This window comes from Ruegeria sp. CDSA141 (genome assembly GCF_059612005.1).
The window spans coordinates 136,670-156,897 of record NZ_JBXWPT010000007.1; the positions used below are offsets into that span (position 1 = coordinate 136,670).

The following is a 20,228-nucleotide window of genomic DNA, read 5'->3' on the forward strand; positions in this document are numbered from 1 at the left end:
GAAACCCGATGAACACCGAATGGCCCCTGTGGGAAATCTTCATCCGCGGCCAACATGGGATGAGCCACCGACATGTCGGTTCGCTGCACGCCCCGGACGCGGAAATGGCAATCAAGAACGCGCGCGATGTCTATACCCGCCGCAACGAAGGCGTCTCGATCTGGGTGGTCGAAGCTAACAACATATCGGCCTCGTCGCCCAGCGACAAAGGTCCGTTGTACGAACCAAGCGAAAGCAAGGTGTACCGCCACCCGACTTTCTTCGACATTCCCGATGAAGTGGGGGCAATGTGATGACCCGGGATGAGGCATTTCTGCAATTCCTGCTGCGAATGGGAGACAACACCCTGATCCTCGGCCACCGTGTCAGTGAGTGGTGCGGCCATGCGCCGGTGCTGGAGGAAGATATCGCATTGGCCAACACCGCGCTGGACCTGATAGGTCAGACCCAGATGTGGCTGGGTCTTGCGGGCGAGGCCGATAGTGGCAAAAGCGCCGACGATCTGGCTTTCCTGCGCGACGCCTGGGATTTCCGCAACGTGTTGCTGGTCGAGGTGCCGAACGGCGATTTCGGCCGTACGCTGATGCGCCAGTTCCTGTTCGATGCGTGGCATTTGATCATGCTGGGACGCCTCATGACATCTTTGGACGAGCGGGTCGCAGCAATCGCCGCCAAGGCCAGTAAGGAAGTTACCTACCATCTGGAACGTTCGGGCGACACGGTTGTCGGGCTTGGTGATGGAACCGAGGAAAGCCATGCCCGGATGCAGGACGCACTGGATTACCTGTGGCCCTATGTGGGCGAGATGTTTGCCAGCGACGAGGTTGACGCCCAGATGCTCGCCGCAGGTATCGCGCCGAACCCGGAGGACTTGCGAGAGGAATACGACACTCTGGTTGAGCGGGTTCTGAACCAGGCAACGCTGACCGTTCCTGAAAGCCGTTTTGCCCATAAAGGCGGCCGCGATGGGCGCATGCATACCGAGCATCTGGGCCATCTGCTGACGCAGATGCAATGGCTGCAACGCGCCTATCCCGGAGCCAAGTGGTAAGAGCGGATGCGGGTCCTGACTGACCATATATGGAGCTGGCTGGATGCCGTGCCCGATCCCGAAATCCCGGTGATTTCCGTCGTGGATTTGGGCATTGTGCGCGATGTGCGCTGGGAGGCTGACACGCTGGTCGTAACCGTCACACCAACGTATTCCGGTTGCCCGGCGACGTCCATTATCAGTATGGATATCGAAACCGCCCTGCGCGATCACGGCATCGGGGAACTGCGCATAGAAACCAGCATTTCGCCCGCCTGGACCACCGATTGGCTCAGCGAAAAAGGTCGCTCCAAGCTGGAAGACTATGGAATCGCGCCGCCGCAACCCGCCGGCGGCCCGGATCGCTGCCCCCATTGCGGTAGCAAGGCAGTCGAAAAGGTCAGCCAGTTCGGCTCGACCCCATGCAAGGCCCATTGGCGCTGCACGGAATGTCTGGAACCCTTTGACTATTTCAAGTGCATCTGAGGAGGAGCACCGGATGGCACGTTTTCACGACCTGAAAGTCACCGACATCCACAAAACCATCCGCGATGCGGTTGTTGTTACGCTTGAACCCGTAAATGGCGCAGCGGAACAGTTCGACTTCGCCGCCGGCCAGTACCTGACTTTCCGGCGCGAATTTGACGGCGAAGAGTTGCGCCGCTCCTATTCCATCTGTGCTGGCAAGGATGACGGTGTTCTTCAGGTTGGCATCAAACGCATCGAGGGCGGAGCCTTCTCAAGCTGGGCAAATGAAGAGCTCAATGTAGGTGACGTTGTGCAGGCGATGCCACCAATGGGCAATTTTCGCGTACCCATCGATGCGGATGCGGAAAAACAATACCTTGGCTTCGCTGGCGGATCGGGAATCACGCCTGTTCTGTCGATCCTCAAGACCACATTGGCCGGTGAACCCAAATCCCGTTTTACGCTGATCTATGCCAACAAGGGCATCAACACGATCATGTTCCGTGAGGAATTAGAGGATCTGAAAAACCTCTATATGGGCCGGCTGAACGTTATCCACATTCTCGAAACCGACGCGCAGGAGATTGACCTGTTTACCGGTCTGGTAACGCAGGAAAAATGCCACGAGCTGTTCAAGCACTGGATCGATATCAAGACTGCAGACACGGCGTTTATCTGCGGACCAGAGCCGATGATGCTGGGTATTGCTGCCGCGCTGCGGGAACACGGGCTTGAGGAAAGCCAGATCAAGTTCGAACTCTTTGCCAGCGCCCAGCCGGGTCGGGTTAAGCGCAAGACAAGCGCGGCAGAGGCAGGCACGCAGGCAAACCAGACCAGCGCTTTGATCACATTGGATGGCGCTACGCAGACCGTGACCTTGCCGAAAGATCAGTCCATTCTGGATGCAGCCTTGGAAAATGCCATGGACGCGCCGTACGCCTGCAAGGCCGGGGTTTGTTCAACGTGCCGCTGCCGTGTCGTAGAAGGCGAGGTCGAGATGCTCGCCAATCACGCGTTGGAAGATTACGAGGTCGAAAAAGGTTATGTGCTGAGTTGTCAGGCTTACCCGGTGACCGACCGCGTGGTCGTGGACTACGACCAGTAAAGGGAGAGGATCAATGACCGACGCCATGACACTCGACAGCTACCTGGCCGCAGGCGGAGTGCTGACCAATCCGACCAATGTACCGCCGCGTTACCGCGCCGAGCTGATGAAACTGATGGCTACGTTTGTGGACAGTGAACTCGCTGGTGCCGCAGGGTTTGCTGATGTCATCAACCAAGGCCCTGGCATAAAGGAACGCATCGCGGCGGCGAAAATCGTGTTGGAAAAGACGGACCACGCGGACCGGGTCCTGAAAATCATGGGTGAGTTCGGTGCCGATACGGATCGGTATGCCACGCACCACCCGTGGACTGCCCGGTTGGACCGTGATGCGGATGTTGGTGCGGTCCGCAGCGAACATGACATGCGTCTTGCAGTATTCAATTATCCGATTTCGGGTTGGACTGATGCCGTCGTCATGAACCTGCTGATGAGCCGCGCCGTAGCAGAGCAACTGGCGGAGTTTTCGACCGTCTCTTACCAGCCTCTGGCCGAGGCTTTTCGACAGATCGCACCGATCGAGGCACATCACGGCGAACTGGCGTTGGAAGGCGCTGTGAAGCTGGTTGAAAACGGAGAGTCACAAGACATGCAACGCGCGGTGGACTATTGGTGGCCCCGCGTAGCTGTGTCTTTCGGGAGAGATGATCCGAAACGATTTGAGCACCTGAAGTCACTGGGCTTGCGCCACAGAGCCAACACTGCGCTACGGGAACGTTGGACACAGGCAGCGGGTGCAGCATTGAAAAGGTTGGGTTTGAAACCACCTTCCTAGCCAGAGTATTTCTTAAGGAGTGAGAGCAATCCGTTTCTGACGTGATTTGACAAGCGCGTTGGCGATTGTGACGTGTTCCTGAAGGATCGGTTGGCTGGTTTCAAAACGCCTTGTCAGAGAGGTGGCAGTGCCAGGTTTCCCTGACATTGCCTTTGAGACGAAGTATGTGGCGATTTTTTCGGTTTGCGAGTTAAACCGCCCTGTCTCGTGGAAGGCTGAACCCGGCCGTTTTCGCGACCAGAACCGGGTTTGCAACCGGACTAGAGACACTCGGCCAGAGTTTTTGCCATGTTGAGAATAACTTGCGGGTATAGATCGGCTCCGGGTTCAAGATCAGAGCCCAACGGATCGATTACGCCTGTTTTGGCCTCGGTCCCATTCAGTACGGTTTTGACGATGCCGGGGTTGAACTGTGGCTCGGCGAGAACGCAGCTGATACCTTCTTCGCGGATACGGCTTTGAATCTCAGCAATGCGAGCCGGGCTCGGGTCCGAGGCGTCGGCGATCGAAATCGCACCTGCGGCAGGGAAGTCAAATGCGTCTTCGAAGTACTGATAGGCGTCATGGAAGACGATAAAGCTTCCACCACGAACCGGATCAAGCGTCTCAGCCACTTCTGCAGATAGCGCAGCCATTTCTTCGCGCGCAGCTGCGGCATTTGCAAAATATGCGCCTGCATTGTCCGGATCGGCTGACGACAACTGCGCAGCGATCAAGTTCAGCCAGGTTTCAGCATTTGCCGGTGAAAGCCAAGCATGTGGGTCGTGCTCGCCGTGCGCGTGATCGTGATGATCATCGTGATCGGCGTGTTCCTCGTGATCGTGGTCATCATCCTTGGCATGGACGTCGTGATCATGCTCGTCTTCATGCGAATGCTCATCATCGTGATCATCATGATCTTTGTGGTCCGCATGATCGTCATGATCATGCCCGTCGTCTTCGGCATGCTCATCATCATGATCGTGTTCGTCTTCGTTCTCATGATCATGGGCTTCGAACAGAGCGCTTTCACGGAAATCAAGAAGAACAGTGCCATCGGAGTCCAGTAAGGACGTGACGGTCGCTCCGTCTGTAAGGGTTTCGACTGCACTTTCCATCCACGGTGTCAGGTCTTCTCCCATCCAGAACACCAGATCGGCATCCTGCAATGCCGCCGCCTCGGACGGGCGCAGGTTGTATTCATGAGGGGAGGCACCCGGTGTCACGATCAGGGCAGGCGAGCCGACGCCCTCCATGACACGAGCAACAAGCGAATGGACTGGCGCGATGTCGACCGCGACGTTTGGAACCTCTGCAAGGGCCGTGCCACCCATCAATGCAACCGTAATCGAAACTGGAAGAAGCTTTCTGGACATCAGACCCTCTGTGTGATTTTATAACGTTACGAGTGGCAATACATGATATGAAATAACATGACAAGTGATGCGCATCCTGTCCCTGCCGGTGAAACAGCCCCGGTTGGTTTTCAGGAACATGACCACCAGACTTGCGTCAAAACGGCGTTGGTATCCGCCGAGGCGCGGTGCAAGGAAGAAGGGCTGCGTCTGACGCCGGTCCGGCGCAAGGTTCTGGAGATGTTGCTGCAAGAGCATCGGGCCCTTGGTGCTTATTCGATCCTTGACCGCTTGCGCGATGAAGGATTTGGATCTCAACCTCCGGTCGCCTATCGGGCGCTGGATTTCCTCGTTCAAAACGGGTTCGTTCACAAGATCGAGCGCCTGAATGCATTCGTTGCCTGTTCTCATCCCGGCGCGTCGCATTCTCCGGCGTTCATGATCTGCAGGAAGTGCGATGCGGTTGCCGAGGCGCAGTCCACGCCTGCCAAAGGTGTTCTTGGTGATGCTGCGCGCGCAGCGGGTTTCGAGATCGAGCGAACGGTTGTAGAAGCCGAGGGACTTTGCCCCGACTGCACCGAAAAGGCCTGAAAATGTCGCTCGTTTCTGTCGAGAATCTCAGTGTGCGCTACGGCGCCAATACTGTTCTGAGCCATGTGGATATGGCAGTCGAACCTGGTGAGATCGTCACCATCGTCGGGCCAAACGGATCGGGTAAAACCAGCCTGTTACGGGCTATCATTGGCGCGACCAAGCCATGTGCCGGGCATGTATCACTAAAACCCGGATTGAAGATCGGATACGTGCCACAAAAATTGCATGTCGACCCCACGTTGCCAATCTCGGTCGAGAGATTCATGCGCCTGACGGATCGCGTTTCACGTCGCCAATGCGTCGAGGCGCTGGAAACGGCGGGCGTCCCGGATCTGTTGAAGCGTCAGATGTCGCAATTGTCGGGCGGTCAGTTTCAGCGTGTGTTGCTGGCGCGGGCGCTGATCAACAAACCTGACGTCCTGCTGCTGGACGAGGCGACACAGGGACTGGACCAGCGCGGTTCGGCGAGTTTCTACCAGCAAATCGAAGCTGTGCGCCGCGAAACCGGATGCGCCATTCTCATGATCAGTCATGAATTGCACGTGGTCATGAGCGCCTCGGACAGAGTGATATGTCTCAACGGGCATGTCTGCTGCGAGGGATCGCCAGCTGTGGTCGCCTCGGCACCGGAATACCGGGCCTTGTTCGGAACGGGCACAGGCGGTGCGCTTGCCCTTTACCGGCACGAGCATGATCACCATCATGACCATGATGCAAACCCCCAGAAAGCGGCGGAATAATGCTTGACGATTTTATGATGCGGGCAACGCTCGCGGGTGTCGGTGTTGCGTTTGCGGCTGCTCCTCTTGGGTGTTTCGTGGTGTGGCGCCGCATGGCGTATTTCGGTGATGCAACCGCACATGCCGCAATTCTGGGCGTGGCCCTGTCTCTGACATTTCAGATGTCGATTTTCACCGGTGCGCTGGCCGTTGCACTGATTATGGCGCTGACGGTCACCTTGTTGGCTGGTCGTGGCTATGCGATGGACACGCTGCTGGGGGTGTTGGCGCATTCCGCTTTGGCCTTCGGTCTTGTTGCTGTCTCGTTTTTGTCCGGCGTCCGCATAGATTTGATGGCATATCTGTTCGGGGATATTCTTGCAGTATCCCGTTCCGATCTCCTTGTGATCTGGGGCGGCGCGGCGCTTGTCGTGGCGCTGATTGCCTGGCGATGGTCTCAACTACTGACGGCCACATTGAATGAGGAACTGGCCTATGCCAGTGGTTTCGACCCCAGGCGGGAACAGTTGATCCTGACCCTGTCTTTGGCTGTAACCGTGGCTGTTGCGATCAAGGTCGTGGGGGTATTGCTGATTGCGGCAATGCTGATCATTCCCGCGGCGGCTGCGCGGAATCTGGCCCGGTCACCGGAATCCATGGCATTAATAGCAGCGGGAATAGGCGCGTTTTCCGCGATCGCGGGGCTAAGAGCGGCCTATGTTTTCGATACCCCGGCAGGGCCTTCGATCGTCTGCGTGGCTGCTGTTTTGTTTGCCTGTCTCAGCGTGGTCGGGTGGCGAACGCAGGGCAGGGCCTGATCGACCCGGGCGGTAAGCGAATGCCATTCGCGTTAACCAGATAGGTTCTGGTGTTGTCCGATGCAGGTGCACATAAAAAAGGCCCGCAGACTGAGTGCGGGCCTTATTCATTCTTTGACGATACAGCTTACTGCGGAATCTCGCCTTCCAGCCCTTCAACATAGAAGTTCATGCCAGCCAGTGTGCCATCGTCAGCGGTTTCGCCTTCAGCCAGCCAGTCGCTGCCGTCCTGCTTCTTCAGCGGACCGGTGAACGCGTGATAGCTGCCATCTGCAAGCGCCGCCTTCAGGGCCAGCGCCTCTTCTTTGACGTCTGCGGGAACCGCGTCCGAAATCTCGCCGATTTCAACCATTCCTGCTCCGATACCATCCCAGGTGTTGGAAGACGTCCAGGCCCCGTCCATTACGGCCTTAGTCCGCGCGATGTAATAGGGGGCCCAGTTGTCGATGATCGATGACACACGCGGGAGCGGTGCGTATTCGCTCATGTCCGATGCCTGACCAAAGGTGATCACATTGCCGGCCTCTTGAGCCGCTGCTTGCGGCGCTGTCGAGTCGGTGTGCTGCAGGATTACGTCGGCACCCTGTTCGATCAAAACGGTGGCGGCGTCAGCTTCTTTCGCCGGGTCGAACCACGTGTAGGCCCAGACAATCTTGAACTCGACATCCGGGTTCACCTTCTTGGCGTGGATATAGGCCGAGTTGATGCCACGGATCACTTCGGGAATCGGGTAAGAACCGATATAACCGATGATGTTGGACTTGGTCATTTTGCCAGCGATGTGGCCCTGAACGGCGCGGCCTTCGTAGAAACGAGCCGAGTAGACCGAGACGTTGTCGGCGGTTTTATAACCGGTCGCGTGCTCGAATTTCACGTTCGGAAACTTCTTGGCCACGTTGATGGTAGGGTCCATGTAACCAAACGAGGTAGTGAAGATCAGATCTGCGCCTTCCAGCGCCATCTGCGTCATCACACGCTCGGCGTCCGGACCCTCCGGAACTGATTCGACGAATACGGTTTCAACCTTGTCCCCGAACTCTTTTTCAACGGCCTGACGGCCCTTGTCGTGTTCATAGGTCCAGCCGCCGTCTCCGACAGGGCCGACATAGACGAAACCGACTTTGGTCTTGTCTTCGGCCATGGCCCCCGAGGCCAGACCCAGCGCCATAGCGGCACTTGTCAGAAGTGTAGTGAATTTCATGTGTTACTCCCCAAATTGGTTCTGTTGGCCCCTAGTGTGAGGCATGGAATATCCGGCCCAGTGAAGCAGGTGCGCTGCTCTTGTCGGCCGAAAGGATCACAAGCACAAGGATCGTGATGATATAGGGCGACATTGCCAGATACTCGACGGGAATGGCAACGCCTGCAGCCTGCAAATTAAGCTGCAATACCGTAATGCCGCCGAACAAATAGGCACCCAGCAGTACCCGCCACGGCTTCCAGCTGGCAAAGACAACAAGAGCCAATGCAATCCAGCCGACTCCGGCGGTCATGCCCTCGGTCCACTGCGGCACTCGGATCAGGCTGACGTAGGCGCCGCCAAGACCGGCGCAGGCACCGCCGAACATGATGGCCAGAATGCGGATCTTGATCACCTTGTAGCCAAGCGCATGCGCGGCATCGTGGTTTTCACCGACCGCCCGCAGGATCAGACCAACACGAGTAAATTTCAGCACCGCCCAGACGGCTGCCGTTATCGCGATGCCCAGGTACAGGACCGGGTCATGTTGGAACAAGATCGGGCCGACAACCGGGATATCGCTGATCAGCGGAATATGGATGTCGCCCATACTGGGGGGTTTGATCCCAACGTAGCTCTGCCCGATTAGTGCACTGAACCCAAGGCCGAACAGCGTCAGAGCCAAACCGCTGGCTACCTGGTTGGCCAATGCAAACTGCGTCAGCAAGACAAACAGAAGCGAAAGAACAGCGCCGCCGATGGCAGCAGCGACAAAGCCCAGCCAGGGCGAGCCCGTCTCGACCGAGATGGCAAAGCCGCTGATTGCGCCCACGATCATCATGCCTTCGACGCCGAGGTTCAGAACACCTGCCTTTTCGACGACCAGTTCTCCGATTGCGGCAAGCAGCAGAGGCGTTGCGGCCACCATCAGTGAGGCGACCAGAAGTACGGGGTTGATTTGGCCAAGATCCATGAGTCACGCCACCTCTTTTCGGGCCGCACGGATGCGGAAATTTGTCAGAAGATCCAAGGCCAGCAGGAAAAACAGCAGCATGCCCTGAAACACCTGAATGGCCGCAGCAGGAAGGCCCAGTTTGGACTGCGCGATTTCACCGCCGATATAGGTGAGCGCCATCAGAAACCCGGCAAGAAGTATGCCCACCGGGTGCAGGCGGCCCAGAAAGGCCACGATGATTGCTGTGAAACCATAGCCAACGTTGAAATCAATGCTGACCTGACCCGATGGCCCGGATACTTCGAACATCCCGGCCAGACCGGCCAGAGCGCCGGACATCCCAAGACAGAACAGGATCAGGCGGGCGGGGTTTACACCCGCAAACTTGGCCGCACGGGGTGCTTCACCCGTCAAACGAATATGGAAGCCCAGCATGTGACGGTTAAGCAGCACATAGGCAAAAATCACCGCGATGAAAGCCGCGACCACACCCCAGTGCATCCCGGAACCTGTGATCAATTCAGCATTGTGAGCACTTTCATAAGATTGCAGGTTGCGTGATCCCGGAAAGCCGAACCCTTCGGGGTTCTTCAGCAGCCCCAGCGAAACCGAGGCCAGCATCTGCTCGGCCACGTAAACCAGCATCAGCGACACCAGGATTTCGTTGGTGCCGAAGCGTACTTTCAGAACAGCCGGGATCATTGCCCACAACCAGCCACCGAAGGCACCGGCGATGACCATGATCGGGAATATGTACCATGCCTCAAGCGGGTAGAATGCCAGACCGGCGCCTGCGCCGAAAATGGCGCCCATGATGTACTGGCCTTCAGCCCCGATATTCCAGATGCCTGCCCGAAATCCCAACGAAAGGCCGATGGCGATCAGCACCAGCGGCGCGCCTTTCACCAATAGCTGTGGGCGATAGTAAAACGAGAACTCGCCGAACAAGGGTTCCCAGAAGATAGTGCCGATGGCCTCAACCGGGTTCTTGCCCAGTATGGCAAACAACAAACCGCCGAAAAACATCGTCGCCAAAACCGCGACCAACGGGGTTGCATAGGACCAGACCTTGGAAGGCTGAGGACGTTTTTCCAACACAATCATCAGCTCATTTCCCTGATTTCACTGTTCTCTTGCAAAAGCTCTCGCCGAAGACGGCCCGTCAGATCAGACATGCGCCACCTCCATGCCATGAGCGCCACCCATCATCAGCCCGATCTCGTCTACTGTCAGACCAGTTGTTGGGCGTGGCGCGCTCAGGCGGCCTTCGTTCAGCGCAGCAAAGCTGTCTGATATTTCCATCAGCTCGTCCAGATCCTGAGAGATGCACACTACCGCCGTTCCCTTGGCTGCCAGATCGAGGATTGCCTGCCGGATCGACGCGGCCGCTGCGGCATCCACGCCCCAGGTTGGTTGGTTGACAACCAACACATCCGGGTTCTGCAATACTTCGCGTCCGATCACGAACTTCTGCAAATTTCCTCCGGACAAGGACCGCGCCGCGTTTTCCGGCCCGGGTGTCCGGACGTCAAAAATCTCGATGATCTTCTCCGCAAAGCTCTTGGTTTCAGCCCATTTCAGAAAGCCGTTGCTTTCAAGACCCTCTCGAACCGACCCGGTCAACAGGGCGTTTTCGGTCAAGCTCATGTTCGGGGCAGCTGCATGGCCCAGCCGTTCTTCGGGCGCGGTCAACACGCCAAGCTTGCGTCGCGCTGTTGGGCCCAGCTTACCAATTGCCTGGCCGTTGAATTTGATCGCATCGGCCGTCGTCAAGAGTTCACCAGATAGAACGCCAAGCAACTCATCCTGCCCGTTACCCGCAACACCACCAATGCCCAGAACCTCGCCCTTGCGGACGGTCAAATGCACGTTGCGCAAGGCAGTTCCAAATTCTGACGGAGAAGGCACAGACAGCCCGCTGACATCCAGCGCCACTTTGCCAAAGTCTCGCCCCGAACGTTCCGGGGTTTGCAGGGTCGCTCCCACCATCAATTCGGCCATGTCGCGGGCCGAGGTTTCAGAGGGGACGCATTCGCCCACATTCTTGCCCAAGCGCAGAATTGTGGCGTGGTCACACAGGGTCCGAATCTCTTCCAGCTTGTGCGAGATATACAGGATCGACGTGCCCTCGGACCGCAATTTGTTCAGCGTCTCGAACAGGATTTCCACCTCCTGCGGGGTTAATACCGAGGTCGGTTCGTCCATGATCAGCAGTTTCGGGTCTTGCAGCAGGCAACGGATAATTTCAACACGCTGGCGTTCCCCGGCGGACAGATCGCCGACAGTGCGGAACGGATCCAGCGGCAGGCCGTAGGTTTCGGACACTTCGCGGATGCGCGAGGCTAGATCACCCATGGCGGGCGGGTGTTCCATCCCCAAGGCGATGTTTTCGGCCACGTTCAGAGCGTCAAACAGCGAAAAATGCTGGAATACCATCGCAATCCCGTCGGCCCGTGCAGCGCGGGGCTCGGGGGGCGCGAATGTCTGACCCCGCAACAGCATGGTGCCGCTGTCCGGTTTCACCAGGCCATAGATCATCTTGACCAACGTGGATTTCCCGGCGCCGTTTTCACCCAACAAGGCGTGAACTTCGCCCTCACCGATGTCGAAGGACACCTGATCATTTGCCACGACACCGGGATAGGCTTTGGTCAACCCTTGCAGGCTCAGCAATGGAGTGGTCACGCGCTCATGTCCTTCTTCAACTCATTCTGCAGGGCCGGGCGCAACAGTTGCGCTGCGACGCTCACGGCGATCATCTGCGGGTGTTTGCCCAGCGACGGGTCACCAATCGGGCAGGTAATCCGGCTTATCCGGTCGGGCGGATGCCCAAGGGCCGCCAGCCGCGATCGGAACCGCGCCCATTTGGTAGCCGAGCCAATCAGTCCCGCAAAGCGGAAATCGTGCAAAAGCAGCCTGTTGCACAGTTCCAGATCCAGATTGTGTGAATAAGTCAGCACAAGGTGCTCGGCATTGGCCGGTGCATGTCGCACAAGGTCGGCCGGTTTCGTCGCTGGCAGATCGGTCACGCCTTGGGGAATCACATCGGGAAAGCGCTCGGGGCCGGTATCGACCCAAGTGATCGCAAGATCGGGCAGGGGGGACAGAACATCCACCAGCGCCCGTCCGACGTGACCTGCGCCCCAGATCCACAGGTTTCGCGCCGGTCTATGCACCGGTTCGATCATCCAGCCGTCGATCAGGCGCGGTTCGGGTGCAATGCCCTGACTGCGTGCCGCCGCCAGCATTCGCTTGACGGAAAGAGGCATGGCGCCCCCCGAAGCTGATCGTGCAATGATCGTATCATCCAGCGTTTCAACCGTCTTGAGATCATAGACCTCGCTGAACAAAGAGACTGCTCCGCCACAACATTGCCCCATGTCCGGTCCCAGCGTGTGATGCGTCAGCCGCGTGGCCACTTTTTGCGTTCGTGCGGCCTCTGCGGCCTGGTATTCCAGCGTACCACCGCCGACGGTTCCGCTTTGCCCGTCTTTCCAGACCAGCATTGCAGCACCCACCTCGCGCGGGGACGACCCTTTGATCCCGGCGATGACCACCCGAACCACTTTCCCGTGGGTTTTGACCGCCTCCCTCAAAGCCTCAAGGTCAAATCCCATCAGATGCCTCCCTTCATCCTCTGGACCCCGTGCCAAACCTCTTCAGCCGTGGCCGGAGCGTTCAGGGCCGGGTACCTGTCTCCGCAGGCGGCAACTGCGTTCGACAGCGCCAGCCATGCGGAAATACCAAGCATGAAAGGCGGCTCGCCCACAGCTTTCGAGCGATAGATCGTGTCCTCGCGGTTTTCGCCATCCCAAAGCGTGACGTTGAAGATGTCCGGCCGGTCCGAGCAGGCCGGGATCTTGTAGGTCGAGGGCGCGTGCGTGCGCAGGTTTCCTTTGCCGTCCCACACGAGTTCCTCGGTCGTCAGCCACCCCGCGCCCTGCACATAACCGCCTTCGACCTGACCTATGTCCAGCGCCGGGTTAAGCGACGCGCCCGCATCATGCAGGATATCCGTTCGCAGAATGCGGTTCTCACCAGTCAGAGTGTCCACGGCAATTTCCGTAACTGAAGCGCCATAGGCAAAGTAGAAGAATGGGCGGCCACGCCCCGCGATCCTGTCCCATTCGATCTTGGGTGTTTTGTAAAAGCCTGTAGCCGACAGGCTGACGCGCCCTTGATAGGCCAGTGCGGCGGCTTCGGCGAAAGTGTACCGTTCTTCTCCGACGGAGACATGCCCATCCGTGAACGTGACCGTCGATGGATCGGCCTGATGACGCTCTGCAAGATAGACGGCCATCCGATCGCGGATTGTGTCGCAAGCTGCCTTTACAGCCATACCATTCAGGTCACTTCCTGAAGATGCCGCCGTAGCAGACGTGTTCGGTACTTTCGCCGTGTCGGTTGCGGTGATTTTCACCATCGCCAGCGGTATGCCAAAGCGCGACGCGGCGACTTGTGCGACCTTCTGGAACAGGCCCTGACCCATCTCGGTACCACCGTGGTTCAGGTGGACTGATCCGTCCTGATAGACATGCACCAGCGCACCCGCCTGGTTCAGGTGAGTCAGCGTAAAGGAGATACCAAACTTGACCGGGGAAAAGGCGATGCCCTTTTTGATTACACTGTTCTCGGCGTTCCATTTCGCGATAGCCGCCTTGCGCGCGGCATAGTCGCTGGATTTCAGCAACGCTTCGGTCATGCCGTGAAGTTCGAAATCGCTAACCTCCATCCCATAGGGTGTAGTGTTGCCACCGGCGGGCAAAGGGCGCACGGGCGTATCGCCCATCACAACGGCGCCGCGGCTGGTCAGGTCCTCATGCGGATCGGGATGATCCAGTGCTTTTTCTGTCGGTGCGCGTTCGGCCGCTGCGTGCGCGGGGGCGTAGTAATTCCGGCGGCGCAGCTCAACGGGGTCCAAACCCAGTTCATGCGCGGCATGGTCCATAACACGTTCAATGCCGACCATGCCCTGGGGGCCGCCGAACCCGCGATAGGCTGTGGCAGATTGGGTGTTGGTCTTCAGCCGGTGGCTCTCGATCCGAGCGTTCGGCAAAAGGTAGGCGTTGTCCGAGTGCAGCATCGCGCGGTCGGCCACGGGCAAGGACAGGTCCTGTGCCCAGCCGCATATTGCATAGTGGAGGAATGAGACGCCTTGTATATGTCCACTCTCATCGAAGCCAGCCCTGTACGAGATGCGAAAGGCGTGGCGCTTGCCGGTGATGATCATGTCATCATCGCGGTCATAGCGCATCTTGCACGCCTTGCCGGTTGCGCGTGCGGCCACGGCGCAGGCCACGGCCAAAGCGTTGCCCTGACTTTCCTTGCCGCCAAATCCTCCGCCCATGCGGCGGGTTTCGACCCGGACGGCGTGCATCGGAACGCCCAGAGCGTCGGCCACTTTGTGCTGAATCTCGGTCGGGTGCTGGGTTGAGCTATGCACCAGCATATCCGCACCTTCATTGGGCACGGCCAGTGCGGCCTGACCTTCCAGATAGAAATGCTCCTGCCCGCCCAATTCAAACGAACCTTCGATCACATGCGGTGCATTGGAAATGGCCGCATCCGCATCGCCCTTGGCATAGATGCGTGGACCGTCTTCAAACCGGCTGTCGGCGGCCAGCGCCTCTTCGATCGTCAGGATCGGCACGTCTTCGGCGTAGTCGATCTTGCCCAATCGCGCGGCTTTGCGGGCGGCCAGGTGACTGGTCGCTACGACCAGAAACACGGGCTGACCGATATAGTGCACCGAGCCGTCCGACAGCAGCGGCTCATCGTGGATTGAGGGCGAGACATCGTTGGCAAAAGGTAGATCCCCTGCCGTCATAACCATCACGACACCCTCGGCGCCTTTGACAGCCGACAGATCCATAGCGGTGATCTTGCCCCTGGCAATCGAGCTCAGGCCAAAGGCCAGATGCAGCGTGCTTTTGGGTGTCGGGATGTCATCCACGTACCGCGCCGAACCCGAAACATGCAAAGGGGCGGCGTCGTGGGGCAGGGCTCTGGTCACACTCATGCCGACACCTCCAGCACATTGGTGATCTCACCCTGATCTTCCAGGAAATACCGTTGCAGCATCGCTTTTGCGGTTTCCAGACGATAGAAGGCCGAGGCGCGCATATCCGTGAGTGGCGAAAAGTCGTCGGCAAATGATGGCAGCGCGGCGTCAATGGTCGCGCGATTCCACGGTTTGCCGATCAACGCGGCCTCGACATGGGTAGCCCGTTTCGGAGTACCGGCCATGCCACCAAACGCGATGCGCGCTTGTGTGACGCTGCCGTCCGAAACGGTTATGTTGAAACACCCGCAAACGGCCGAGATATCCTGATCGAACCGTTTGCTGAGCTTGTAAGCCTTCAGGCGATCTGGTTGGCGGGGGAAGCTGACGGCTTCCACAAACTCGCCCGGAACCCGTTCCTGTTTGCCGTAGTCGATGAAGAACTCTTCCAGTGGGATCGACCGCCGATCGTTGCCCTTGCGCAGGTGCAGTGTCGCGTTCAATGCGATCAGCGCGGGCGGGTTGTCCCCGATGGGCGAGCCGTTGGCGATGTTGCCTCCGACAGTTGCCGCATGGCGGACCTGAACGCTGGCATAGCGTCGGATCATCTCGGCATAGGAGGGATGCACGTCAGCCACCGCTTCTCCCATGCGATTCATGTCGACCATGGCACCAAAGCGGACTTCATCGTCGGTGATCGTGATCTCTTTCAGATCGTCACAACGGTTGAGGAAGATCACCGGGTCCAGTTCGCGCAGTTGCTTTGTGACCCAAAGACCCACATCCGTTGCCCCTGCAACCAGTGTGGCATTCGGGTTTTCGGCATAGACCTTCGCCAATTCATCGGAAGAACCAGGTAGAAACGGAGAAGTGGCAGTTGGCACAAACGGTTTGTCTATCACCCAAACCGGAACCGGATGTTCCTCTGCAATTTCGGCTGCACGAATGATCGGCGCATAGCCGGTGCAGCGGCAAAGGTTGCCTGCCAGCTGAGTGTCATGGTCCGTTGCGCCATTCGTGTGCCCGGCCACCATCGACATGACGAATCCGGGTGTGCAGAAGCCGCATTGCGAGCCGTGCAGATCGACCATTGCCTGCTGGACTGGGTGCACTTCGCCATTCGGGTCACTTGCGCCTTCAACTGTTCGGACGGCCTTGCCATGCAATTGCGGCAGAAACAGAATGCACGAGTTCAGAGCCTTGGCGCCCTCTTCATCCGTCACCATCACGGTGCAAGCCCCGCAATCACCTTCGTTGCAGCCTTCTTTGGTGCCGGTCAGACCGCGATCTTCGCGCAGCCAATCCAGCAGGGTGGCTGTCGGATCAACATCAGCCAGCTCCACTGTCTCTCCGTTCAGAAGAAACGTGATGTTCATTCGAGAAACCCGTCGCCTTACCCAGTTGCGCCCCTGCGGCCCTCCTTCGATGCGACGTAGAAAGAGTGGCGGGCGAATAGCTTGCCATGAGATGTTAGAAACAGCGCGGCTTGTCTGGCAAGAAAAACCGCCTCTATTATGCACCATTACACGTCCACGGTCTGTTACCGTCTTGTCTGATTAATAGGCAGCCAGTTGTAAATAAAGCGGTTTTTGATTGCGGCGCCCAGTCAATCCCGAAGCACCTTCTGAAAAAGCCGAATAATAAATGGCGATATTTTTGCGGCAAACGTGGCGCGGTTCTGCCTTTTGTCGCGCAGCCGGCTGGAGTAACTTGGGCGTTATGAGCAGTTCTCCACGATTCATTCACCTCCGCGTTCACACTGAATATTCCCTTCTGGAAGGCGCCGTGCGGCTGAAAAAGCTGCCGGGTCTGTGCGAGAAGATGGAGATGCCAGCCGTTGCCGTGACGGATACCAATTCGATGTTTTCGGCGCTGGAATTCGCGGTCACCTCAAGCGGGGCCGGGGTGCAGCCGATCATGGGGTGCCAGGTTGATCTGACCTATGTCAAGGCCCAGCCCGGCGAGAAGCCGAAGACACCCGCGCCTCTGGTGCTGCTGGCGCAGTCCGAGACCGGGTACGAAAACCTGATGAAGCTCAGCACTTGTCTCTACGTGGACAAGGGCGGGCAACTGCCTCAGGTCACTTTGGAAGAATTGGCTGAACGATCTGAAGGATTGATCTGCCTGTCCGGTGGACCCGACGGCCCGGTCGGGATGCTGCTGCAACAGGGCCAGCGTCCTGCGGCCGAAGCATTGGTCGACCGGCTCGCGGCAATGTTCCCTAACCGGTTTTATATCGAACTCCAGCGCCATCCGGGTGAGGATGGCCAGCCCGAGGCAGAGAGACTGACCGAACGTGGCCATATCGAGATGGCGTATGCCAAGAACCTGCCGCTGGTCGCCACGAATGACGTCTATTTCCCGATACCGGACATGTACGAAGCTCACGACGCGCTGATCTGCATATCGGAAGGGGCCTATGTCGACCAGCAGGAAGGCCGCCGCCGCCTGACGGCTCAGCATTACTTCAAGTCACAACAAGAGATGGCGACCCTGTTCGCCGACTTGCCCGAGGCCATCGAAAACACCGTCGAGATCGCCAAACGCTGCGCGTTCATGGCCTATCGACGCGACCCGATCCTGCCGAAATTCGCTGATGATGAGGTTGCCGAACTGCGTCGCATCGCAAATGAGGGCTTGCAGAAACGACTGGCGGTGATCCCGCATGCCGTGACGCCTGAAGAGTATCAGGAACGGCTGGATTTCGAACTGGGCATCATCGAAGGGATGGGTTTCCCTGGTTACTTCCTGATCGTTGCGGACTTTATTCAATGGGCCAAGGATCAGGACATTCCCGTCGGGCCGGGGCGGGGATCGGGTGCGGGATCGCTGGTTGCCTATGCGTTGACGATCACCGACCTTGATCCGCTGCGCTACAGCCTGCTGTTCGAACGCTTCCTGAACCCCGAGCGGGTCTCGATGCCCGACTTCGACATCGACTTCTGCATGGACCGCCGCGAAGAGGTGATCCGCTATGTTCAGCAAAAATACGGGCGCGACAAGGTGGGGCAGATCATCACTTTCGGCGCATTGCTGTCAAAAGCCGCTGTACGCGATATCGGGCGGGTGTTGCAAATGCCGTATGGGCAGGTGGATCGCCTGTCAAAGATGATCCCGGTTGAGGGAGTGAAACCTGTCTCCATCGAAAAGGCGCTGAAAGACGAACCACGCCTGCGCGAGTCCGCGCGCGAGGAAGAGGTGGTCGACCGGTTGCTGACCTACGGCCAGCAGGTCGAGGGACTGTTGCGGAATGCTTCGACCCACGCGGCAGGGGTGGTGATCGGCGACCGGCCTCTGGATGCGCTGGTGCCGATCTATCAGGACCCGCGTTCCGATATGCCCGCGACCCAGTTCAACATGAAATGGGTTGAACAGGCCGGGCTGGTGAAGTTCGACTTTCTGGGCCTGAAGACGCTGACCGTGATCCAGAACGCAATGGACCTGATCTTCAAGTCTGGGCGTCCATTGCACATCGCCGCCGATGGCACCGAGCTTTATGAACCCGCTGAGGGGGCCGAAAACCAGATCAACGCCATACCGCTGGATGATGAGGCGACATATAAGCTTTACTCAGCAGCCAAGACCGTGGCGGTGTTCCAGGTTGAAAGTTCGGGCATGATGGATGCACTCAAGCGCATGAAACCCACCTGCATCGAGGATATTGTGGCTCTTGTGGCGCTGTATCGTCCCGGCCCGATGGAGAATATCCCGACCTATTGCGAGGTCAAGAACGGATTACGCAAGATCGAGTCCGTGCATCCTCTGATCGACTATATCCTTGAGGAAACGCAGGGCATCATCGTCTATCAGGAGCAGGTGATGCAGATCGCGCAGGTCATGGCGGGCTACTCGTTGGGCGGCGCCGACCTGCTGCGCCGCGCGATGGGTAAAAAGATCAAAGAGGCGATGGACGCCGAACGCCCAAAATTCGAAAAGGGCGCAGGTGAGAACGGCGTGGATGCCAAGAAGGCCTCCGAAGTATTCGACCTGCTGGAGAAATTCGCCAACTACGGCTTCAACAAATCCCACGCCGCGGCCTATGCGGTGGTCAGCTATCAGACCGGATGGCTCAAGGCGAACCACCCGGTCGAGTTCATGGCCGGTGTCATGAACTGCGATATCCATCTGACGGACAAGCTGGCGGTGTATTTCGAAGAAGTGCGCAAGGGACTGGAATTGCCCTACGTGCCGCCATGCGTGAATCGCTCACTGTCGACGTTTGACGTTGTGAACGGCAAACTGGTTTACGCGCTGGGCGCTTTGAAAAACGTGGGCGTCGAGGCGATGAATCTTGTGGTTAAAGGGCGCGCCGACAAGCCGTTTGTCAATCTGTTCGACTTTGCCCGCCGAGTGGATCTAAAAAAAGTCGGCAAACGTCCGCTGGAAATGTTGGCGCGTGCCGGGGCCTTTGACGAGCTCGACAAGAACCGTCGCCGCGTGTTCGAAAGCTTTGACCGCCTGGTACAGTATTCGGCGGCCATCCATGAACAGAAAAACTCCAATCAGGTGTCTTTGTTCGGTGAGGCCGGAGACGACCTGCCTGAACCACGCCTGTCGCCGACGCCGGACTGGCTGCCGGCCGAGCGCCTCAGCGAAGAATTCAAGGCCATCGGCTTTTACCTCTCAGGGCACCCGCTGGACGATTACATGCCTGCGCTGAAACGAAAAAAGGTGATGACGCTGGATGAGGTTACGGAAAAGGCCCGGTCTGGTCCGCTGATCGCCAAGATGGCCGGGGTTGTCGCCGGGCGGCAGGAGCGGAAATCGGCCAAGGGCAACCGCTTTGCTTTCGCTCAGCTGTCTGATCCCACCGGCGCATATGAGGTGACGCTGTTTTCGGACACATTGGAAAAGTGCCGCGAGTTTCTGGAAACCGGTGCGCAGGTGGTTCTGACCGCCGAGGCGACGATGGAAGCCGATCAGCTCAAGCTGCTGGGCCGCTCGGTTGGCCCGGCGGATTCCCTTGTGGCCGAGGCCGGGGCAACCGGGCTGCGAATTTACGTTGACGAAGCGCAGGCTGTGCCTTCGGTCGCCAAGGTGCTGGAAGACGCCGCCTCTGCCGCGAAAGGGGCTGCACGGGGGCCAATCCAGTTCATGTTGCTGGACCCAAGCCTGCCCGGCGATGTCGAAATGGATCTGGGGCGCGAGTTCCCGATCAACCCTCAGATCAAGGGCGCGGTCAAATCGCTGGAGGGCGTGATGACCGTCGAAGAGATCTGATACCGCTTTGTTGCCAGTTGATTAGCGCC

General features: G+C 58.3%; 17 protein-coding genes. 9 read left to right on the plus strand and 8 right to left on the minus strand.

Going from position 1 to position 20,228, the window contains the following annotated elements:
* Window positions 1-8: 8 nt before the first annotated feature.
* From paaB to AC2FLP_RS12395, 5 genes are read left to right on the plus strand one after another with little or no spacing between them, the layout of a single operon-like run.
* Window positions 9-293 carry a 1,2-phenylacetyl-CoA epoxidase subunit PaaB gene (gene paaB / locus AC2FLP_RS12375; protein ID WP_050604311.1) on the plus strand — a complete coding sequence of 95 codons (285 nt, stop codon included), beginning with the start codon at window positions 9-11 and terminating at the stop codon, window positions 291-293.
* Window positions 293-1,051 carry a 1,2-phenylacetyl-CoA epoxidase subunit PaaC gene (gene paaC / locus AC2FLP_RS12380; protein WP_496684765.1) on the plus strand — a complete coding sequence of 253 codons (759 nt, stop codon included), beginning with the start codon at window positions 293-295 and terminating at the stop codon, window positions 1,049-1,051. The genes paaB and paaC overlap by 1 nt, the downstream gene beginning before the upstream one ends.
* A gap of 6 nt (window positions 1,052-1,057) precedes the next feature.
* The gene (paaD, locus tag AC2FLP_RS12385) at window positions 1,058-1,516 is read left to right on the plus strand and encodes a 1,2-phenylacetyl-CoA epoxidase subunit PaaD (protein WP_496684766.1); all 459 of its coding nucleotides are present in this window, start codon (window positions 1,058-1,060) and stop codon (window positions 1,514-1,516) included.
* 13 nt (window positions 1,517-1,529) lie between these two features.
* Window positions 1,530-2,603 (plus strand): 2Fe-2S iron-sulfur cluster-binding protein, encoded by a 1,074-nt coding sequence (locus tag AC2FLP_RS12390; protein ID WP_299897813.1) that lies wholly within the window; start codon window positions 1,530-1,532, stop codon window positions 2,601-2,603.
* Between the two features lie 13 nt (window positions 2,604-2,616).
* Window positions 2,617-3,378 carry a Phenylacetic acid catabolic protein gene (locus AC2FLP_RS12395; protein WP_117873072.1) on the plus strand — a complete coding sequence of 254 codons (762 nt, stop codon included), beginning with the start codon at window positions 2,617-2,619 and terminating at the stop codon, window positions 3,376-3,378.
* A 260-nt stretch (window positions 3,379-3,638) separates the two neighbouring features.
* On the opposite strand, the gene AC2FLP_RS12400 is transcribed toward AC2FLP_RS12395, so the two are convergent.
* Window positions 3,639-4,733, minus strand: a complete 1,095-nt coding sequence (locus AC2FLP_RS12400; protein WP_117873074.1) for a zinc ABC transporter substrate-binding protein — start codon at window positions 4,731-4,733, stop codon at window positions 3,639-3,641.
* A 57-nt stretch (window positions 4,734-4,790) separates the two neighbouring features.
* On the opposite strand from AC2FLP_RS12400, the gene AC2FLP_RS12405 reads away from it, so the two are divergent.
* From AC2FLP_RS12405 to AC2FLP_RS12415, 3 genes are read left to right on the plus strand one after another with little or no spacing between them, the layout of a single operon-like run.
* A complete protein-coding gene (locus tag AC2FLP_RS12405; RefSeq protein ID WP_117873075.1) occupies window positions 4,791-5,303 on the plus strand; it encodes a Fur family transcriptional regulator in 513 nt (170 codons plus the stop codon).
* 2 nt (window positions 5,304-5,305) lie between these two features.
* Complete coding sequence (locus tag AC2FLP_RS12410; RefSeq protein WP_299897817.1) at window positions 5,306-6,046, plus strand: metal ABC transporter ATP-binding protein; 741 nt, start codon at window positions 5,306-5,308, stop codon at window positions 6,044-6,046.
* On the plus strand, window positions 6,046-6,843 hold the full coding sequence (locus tag AC2FLP_RS12415; protein ID WP_117873077.1) for a metal ABC transporter permease: 798 nt from the start codon (window positions 6,046-6,048) through the stop codon (window positions 6,841-6,843). Before AC2FLP_RS12410 ends, AC2FLP_RS12415 begins: the two co-directional genes overlap by 1 nt.
* Window positions 6,844-6,970: 127 nt before the next feature.
* Here AC2FLP_RS12415 and AC2FLP_RS12420 read toward each other — a convergent pair whose 3' ends face one another.
* From AC2FLP_RS12420 to xdhA, 7 genes are all read right to left on the minus strand, one after another.
* On the minus strand, window positions 6,971-8,044 hold the full coding sequence (locus AC2FLP_RS12420) for a BMP family ABC transporter substrate-binding protein (RefSeq protein ID WP_299636490.1): 1,074 nt from the start codon (window positions 8,042-8,044) through the stop codon (window positions 6,971-6,973).
* A gap of 31 nt (window positions 8,045-8,075) precedes the next feature.
* Entirely contained in the window at window positions 8,076-8,996 is a 921-nt protein-coding gene (locus AC2FLP_RS12425) for an ABC transporter permease (RefSeq protein ID WP_496684769.1), read from the minus strand.
* Window positions 8,997-8,999: 3 nt separating this feature from the next.
* Window positions 9,000-10,082, minus strand: coding sequence for an ABC transporter permease (locus tag AC2FLP_RS12430; protein WP_117873080.1), 1,083 nt, complete (start codon window positions 10,080-10,082; stop codon window positions 9,000-9,002).
* 63 nt (window positions 10,083-10,145) lie between these two features.
* Entirely contained in the window at window positions 10,146-11,663 is a 1,518-nt protein-coding gene (locus AC2FLP_RS12435; RefSeq protein ID WP_496684770.1) for an ABC transporter ATP-binding protein, read from the minus strand.
* Window positions 11,660-12,595 (minus strand): xanthine dehydrogenase accessory protein XdhC, encoded by a 936-nt coding sequence (gene xdhC, locus AC2FLP_RS12440; RefSeq protein ID WP_496684771.1) that lies wholly within the window; start codon window positions 12,593-12,595, stop codon window positions 11,660-11,662. Before xdhC ends, AC2FLP_RS12435 begins: the two co-directional genes overlap by 4 nt.
* Window positions 12,595-14,997, minus strand: a complete 2,403-nt coding sequence (gene xdhB, locus AC2FLP_RS12445) for a xanthine dehydrogenase molybdopterin binding subunit (protein WP_496684772.1) — start codon at window positions 14,995-14,997, stop codon at window positions 12,595-12,597. The genes xdhC and xdhB overlap by 1 nt, the downstream gene beginning before the upstream one ends.
* Window positions 14,994-16,355: a xanthine dehydrogenase small subunit gene (gene xdhA, locus AC2FLP_RS12450; protein WP_496684773.1), complete on the minus strand. Its 1,362-nt coding sequence runs from the start codon at window positions 16,353-16,355 to the stop codon at window positions 14,994-14,996. The genes xdhB and xdhA overlap by 4 nt, the downstream gene beginning before the upstream one ends.
* A gap of 343 nt (window positions 16,356-16,698) precedes the next feature.
* Between xdhA and dnaE the strand changes: the two genes are divergently transcribed.
* Window positions 16,699-20,199: a DNA polymerase III subunit alpha gene (gene dnaE, locus AC2FLP_RS12455; RefSeq protein WP_117874021.1), complete on the plus strand. Its 3,501-nt coding sequence runs from the start codon at window positions 16,699-16,701 to the stop codon at window positions 20,197-20,199.
* Window positions 20,200-20,228: the final 29 nt, after the last annotated feature.

What these genes read in the sequence shown, in the direction of transcription:
- AC2FLP_RS12405 (WP_117873075.1), top strand. Translation starts at nt 4,791, where the DNA reads ATGACAAGTGATGCGCATCCTGTCCCTGCCGGTGAAACAGCCCCGGTT.
- AC2FLP_RS12410 (WP_299897817.1), top strand. Translation starts at nt 5,306, where the DNA reads ATGTCGCTCGTTTCTGTCGAGAATCTCAGTGTGCGCTACGGCGCCAAT.
- xdhC (WP_496684771.1), bottom strand. Translation starts at nt 12,595, where the DNA reads ATGGGATTTGACCTTGAGGCTTTGAGGGAGGCGGTCAAAACCCACGGG.
- AC2FLP_RS12400 (WP_117873074.1), bottom strand. Translation starts at nt 4,733, where the DNA reads ATGTCCAGAAAGCTTCTTCCAGTTTCGATTACGGTTGCATTGATGGGT.
- paaD (WP_496684766.1), top strand. Translation starts at nt 1,058, where the DNA reads ATGCGGGTCCTGACTGACCATATATGGAGCTGGCTGGATGCCGTGCCC.
- AC2FLP_RS12430 (WP_117873080.1), bottom strand. Translation starts at nt 10,082, where the DNA reads ATGATTGTGTTGGAAAAACGTCCTCAGCCTTCCAAGGTCTGGTCCTAT.
- paaC (WP_496684765.1), top strand. Translation starts at nt 293, where the DNA reads ATGACCCGGGATGAGGCATTTCTGCAATTCCTGCTGCGAATGGGAGAC.
- AC2FLP_RS12415 (WP_117873077.1), top strand. Translation starts at nt 6,046, where the DNA reads ATGCTTGACGATTTTATGATGCGGGCAACGCTCGCGGGTGTCGGTGTT.
- AC2FLP_RS12420 (WP_299636490.1), bottom strand. Translation starts at nt 8,044, where the DNA reads ATGAAATTCACTACACTTCTGACAAGTGCCGCTATGGCGCTGGGTCTG.
- paaB (WP_050604311.1), top strand. Translation starts at nt 9, where the DNA reads ATGAACACCGAATGGCCCCTGTGGGAAATCTTCATCCGCGGCCAACAT.
- AC2FLP_RS12425 (WP_496684769.1), bottom strand. Translation starts at nt 8,996, where the DNA reads ATGGATCTTGGCCAAATCAACCCCGTACTTCTGGTCGCCTCACTGATG.
- xdhA (WP_496684773.1), bottom strand. Translation starts at nt 16,355, where the DNA reads ATGAACATCACGTTTCTTCTGAACGGAGAGACAGTGGAGCTGGCTGAT.
- AC2FLP_RS12395 (WP_117873072.1), top strand. Translation starts at nt 2,617, where the DNA reads ATGACCGACGCCATGACACTCGACAGCTACCTGGCCGCAGGCGGAGTG.
- xdhB (WP_496684772.1), bottom strand. Translation starts at nt 14,997, where the DNA reads ATGAGTGTGACCAGAGCCCTGCCCCACGACGCCGCCCCTTTGCATGTT.
- dnaE (WP_117874021.1), top strand. Translation starts at nt 16,699, where the DNA reads ATGAGCAGTTCTCCACGATTCATTCACCTCCGCGTTCACACTGAATAT.
- AC2FLP_RS12390 (WP_299897813.1), top strand. Translation starts at nt 1,530, where the DNA reads ATGGCACGTTTTCACGACCTGAAAGTCACCGACATCCACAAAACCATC.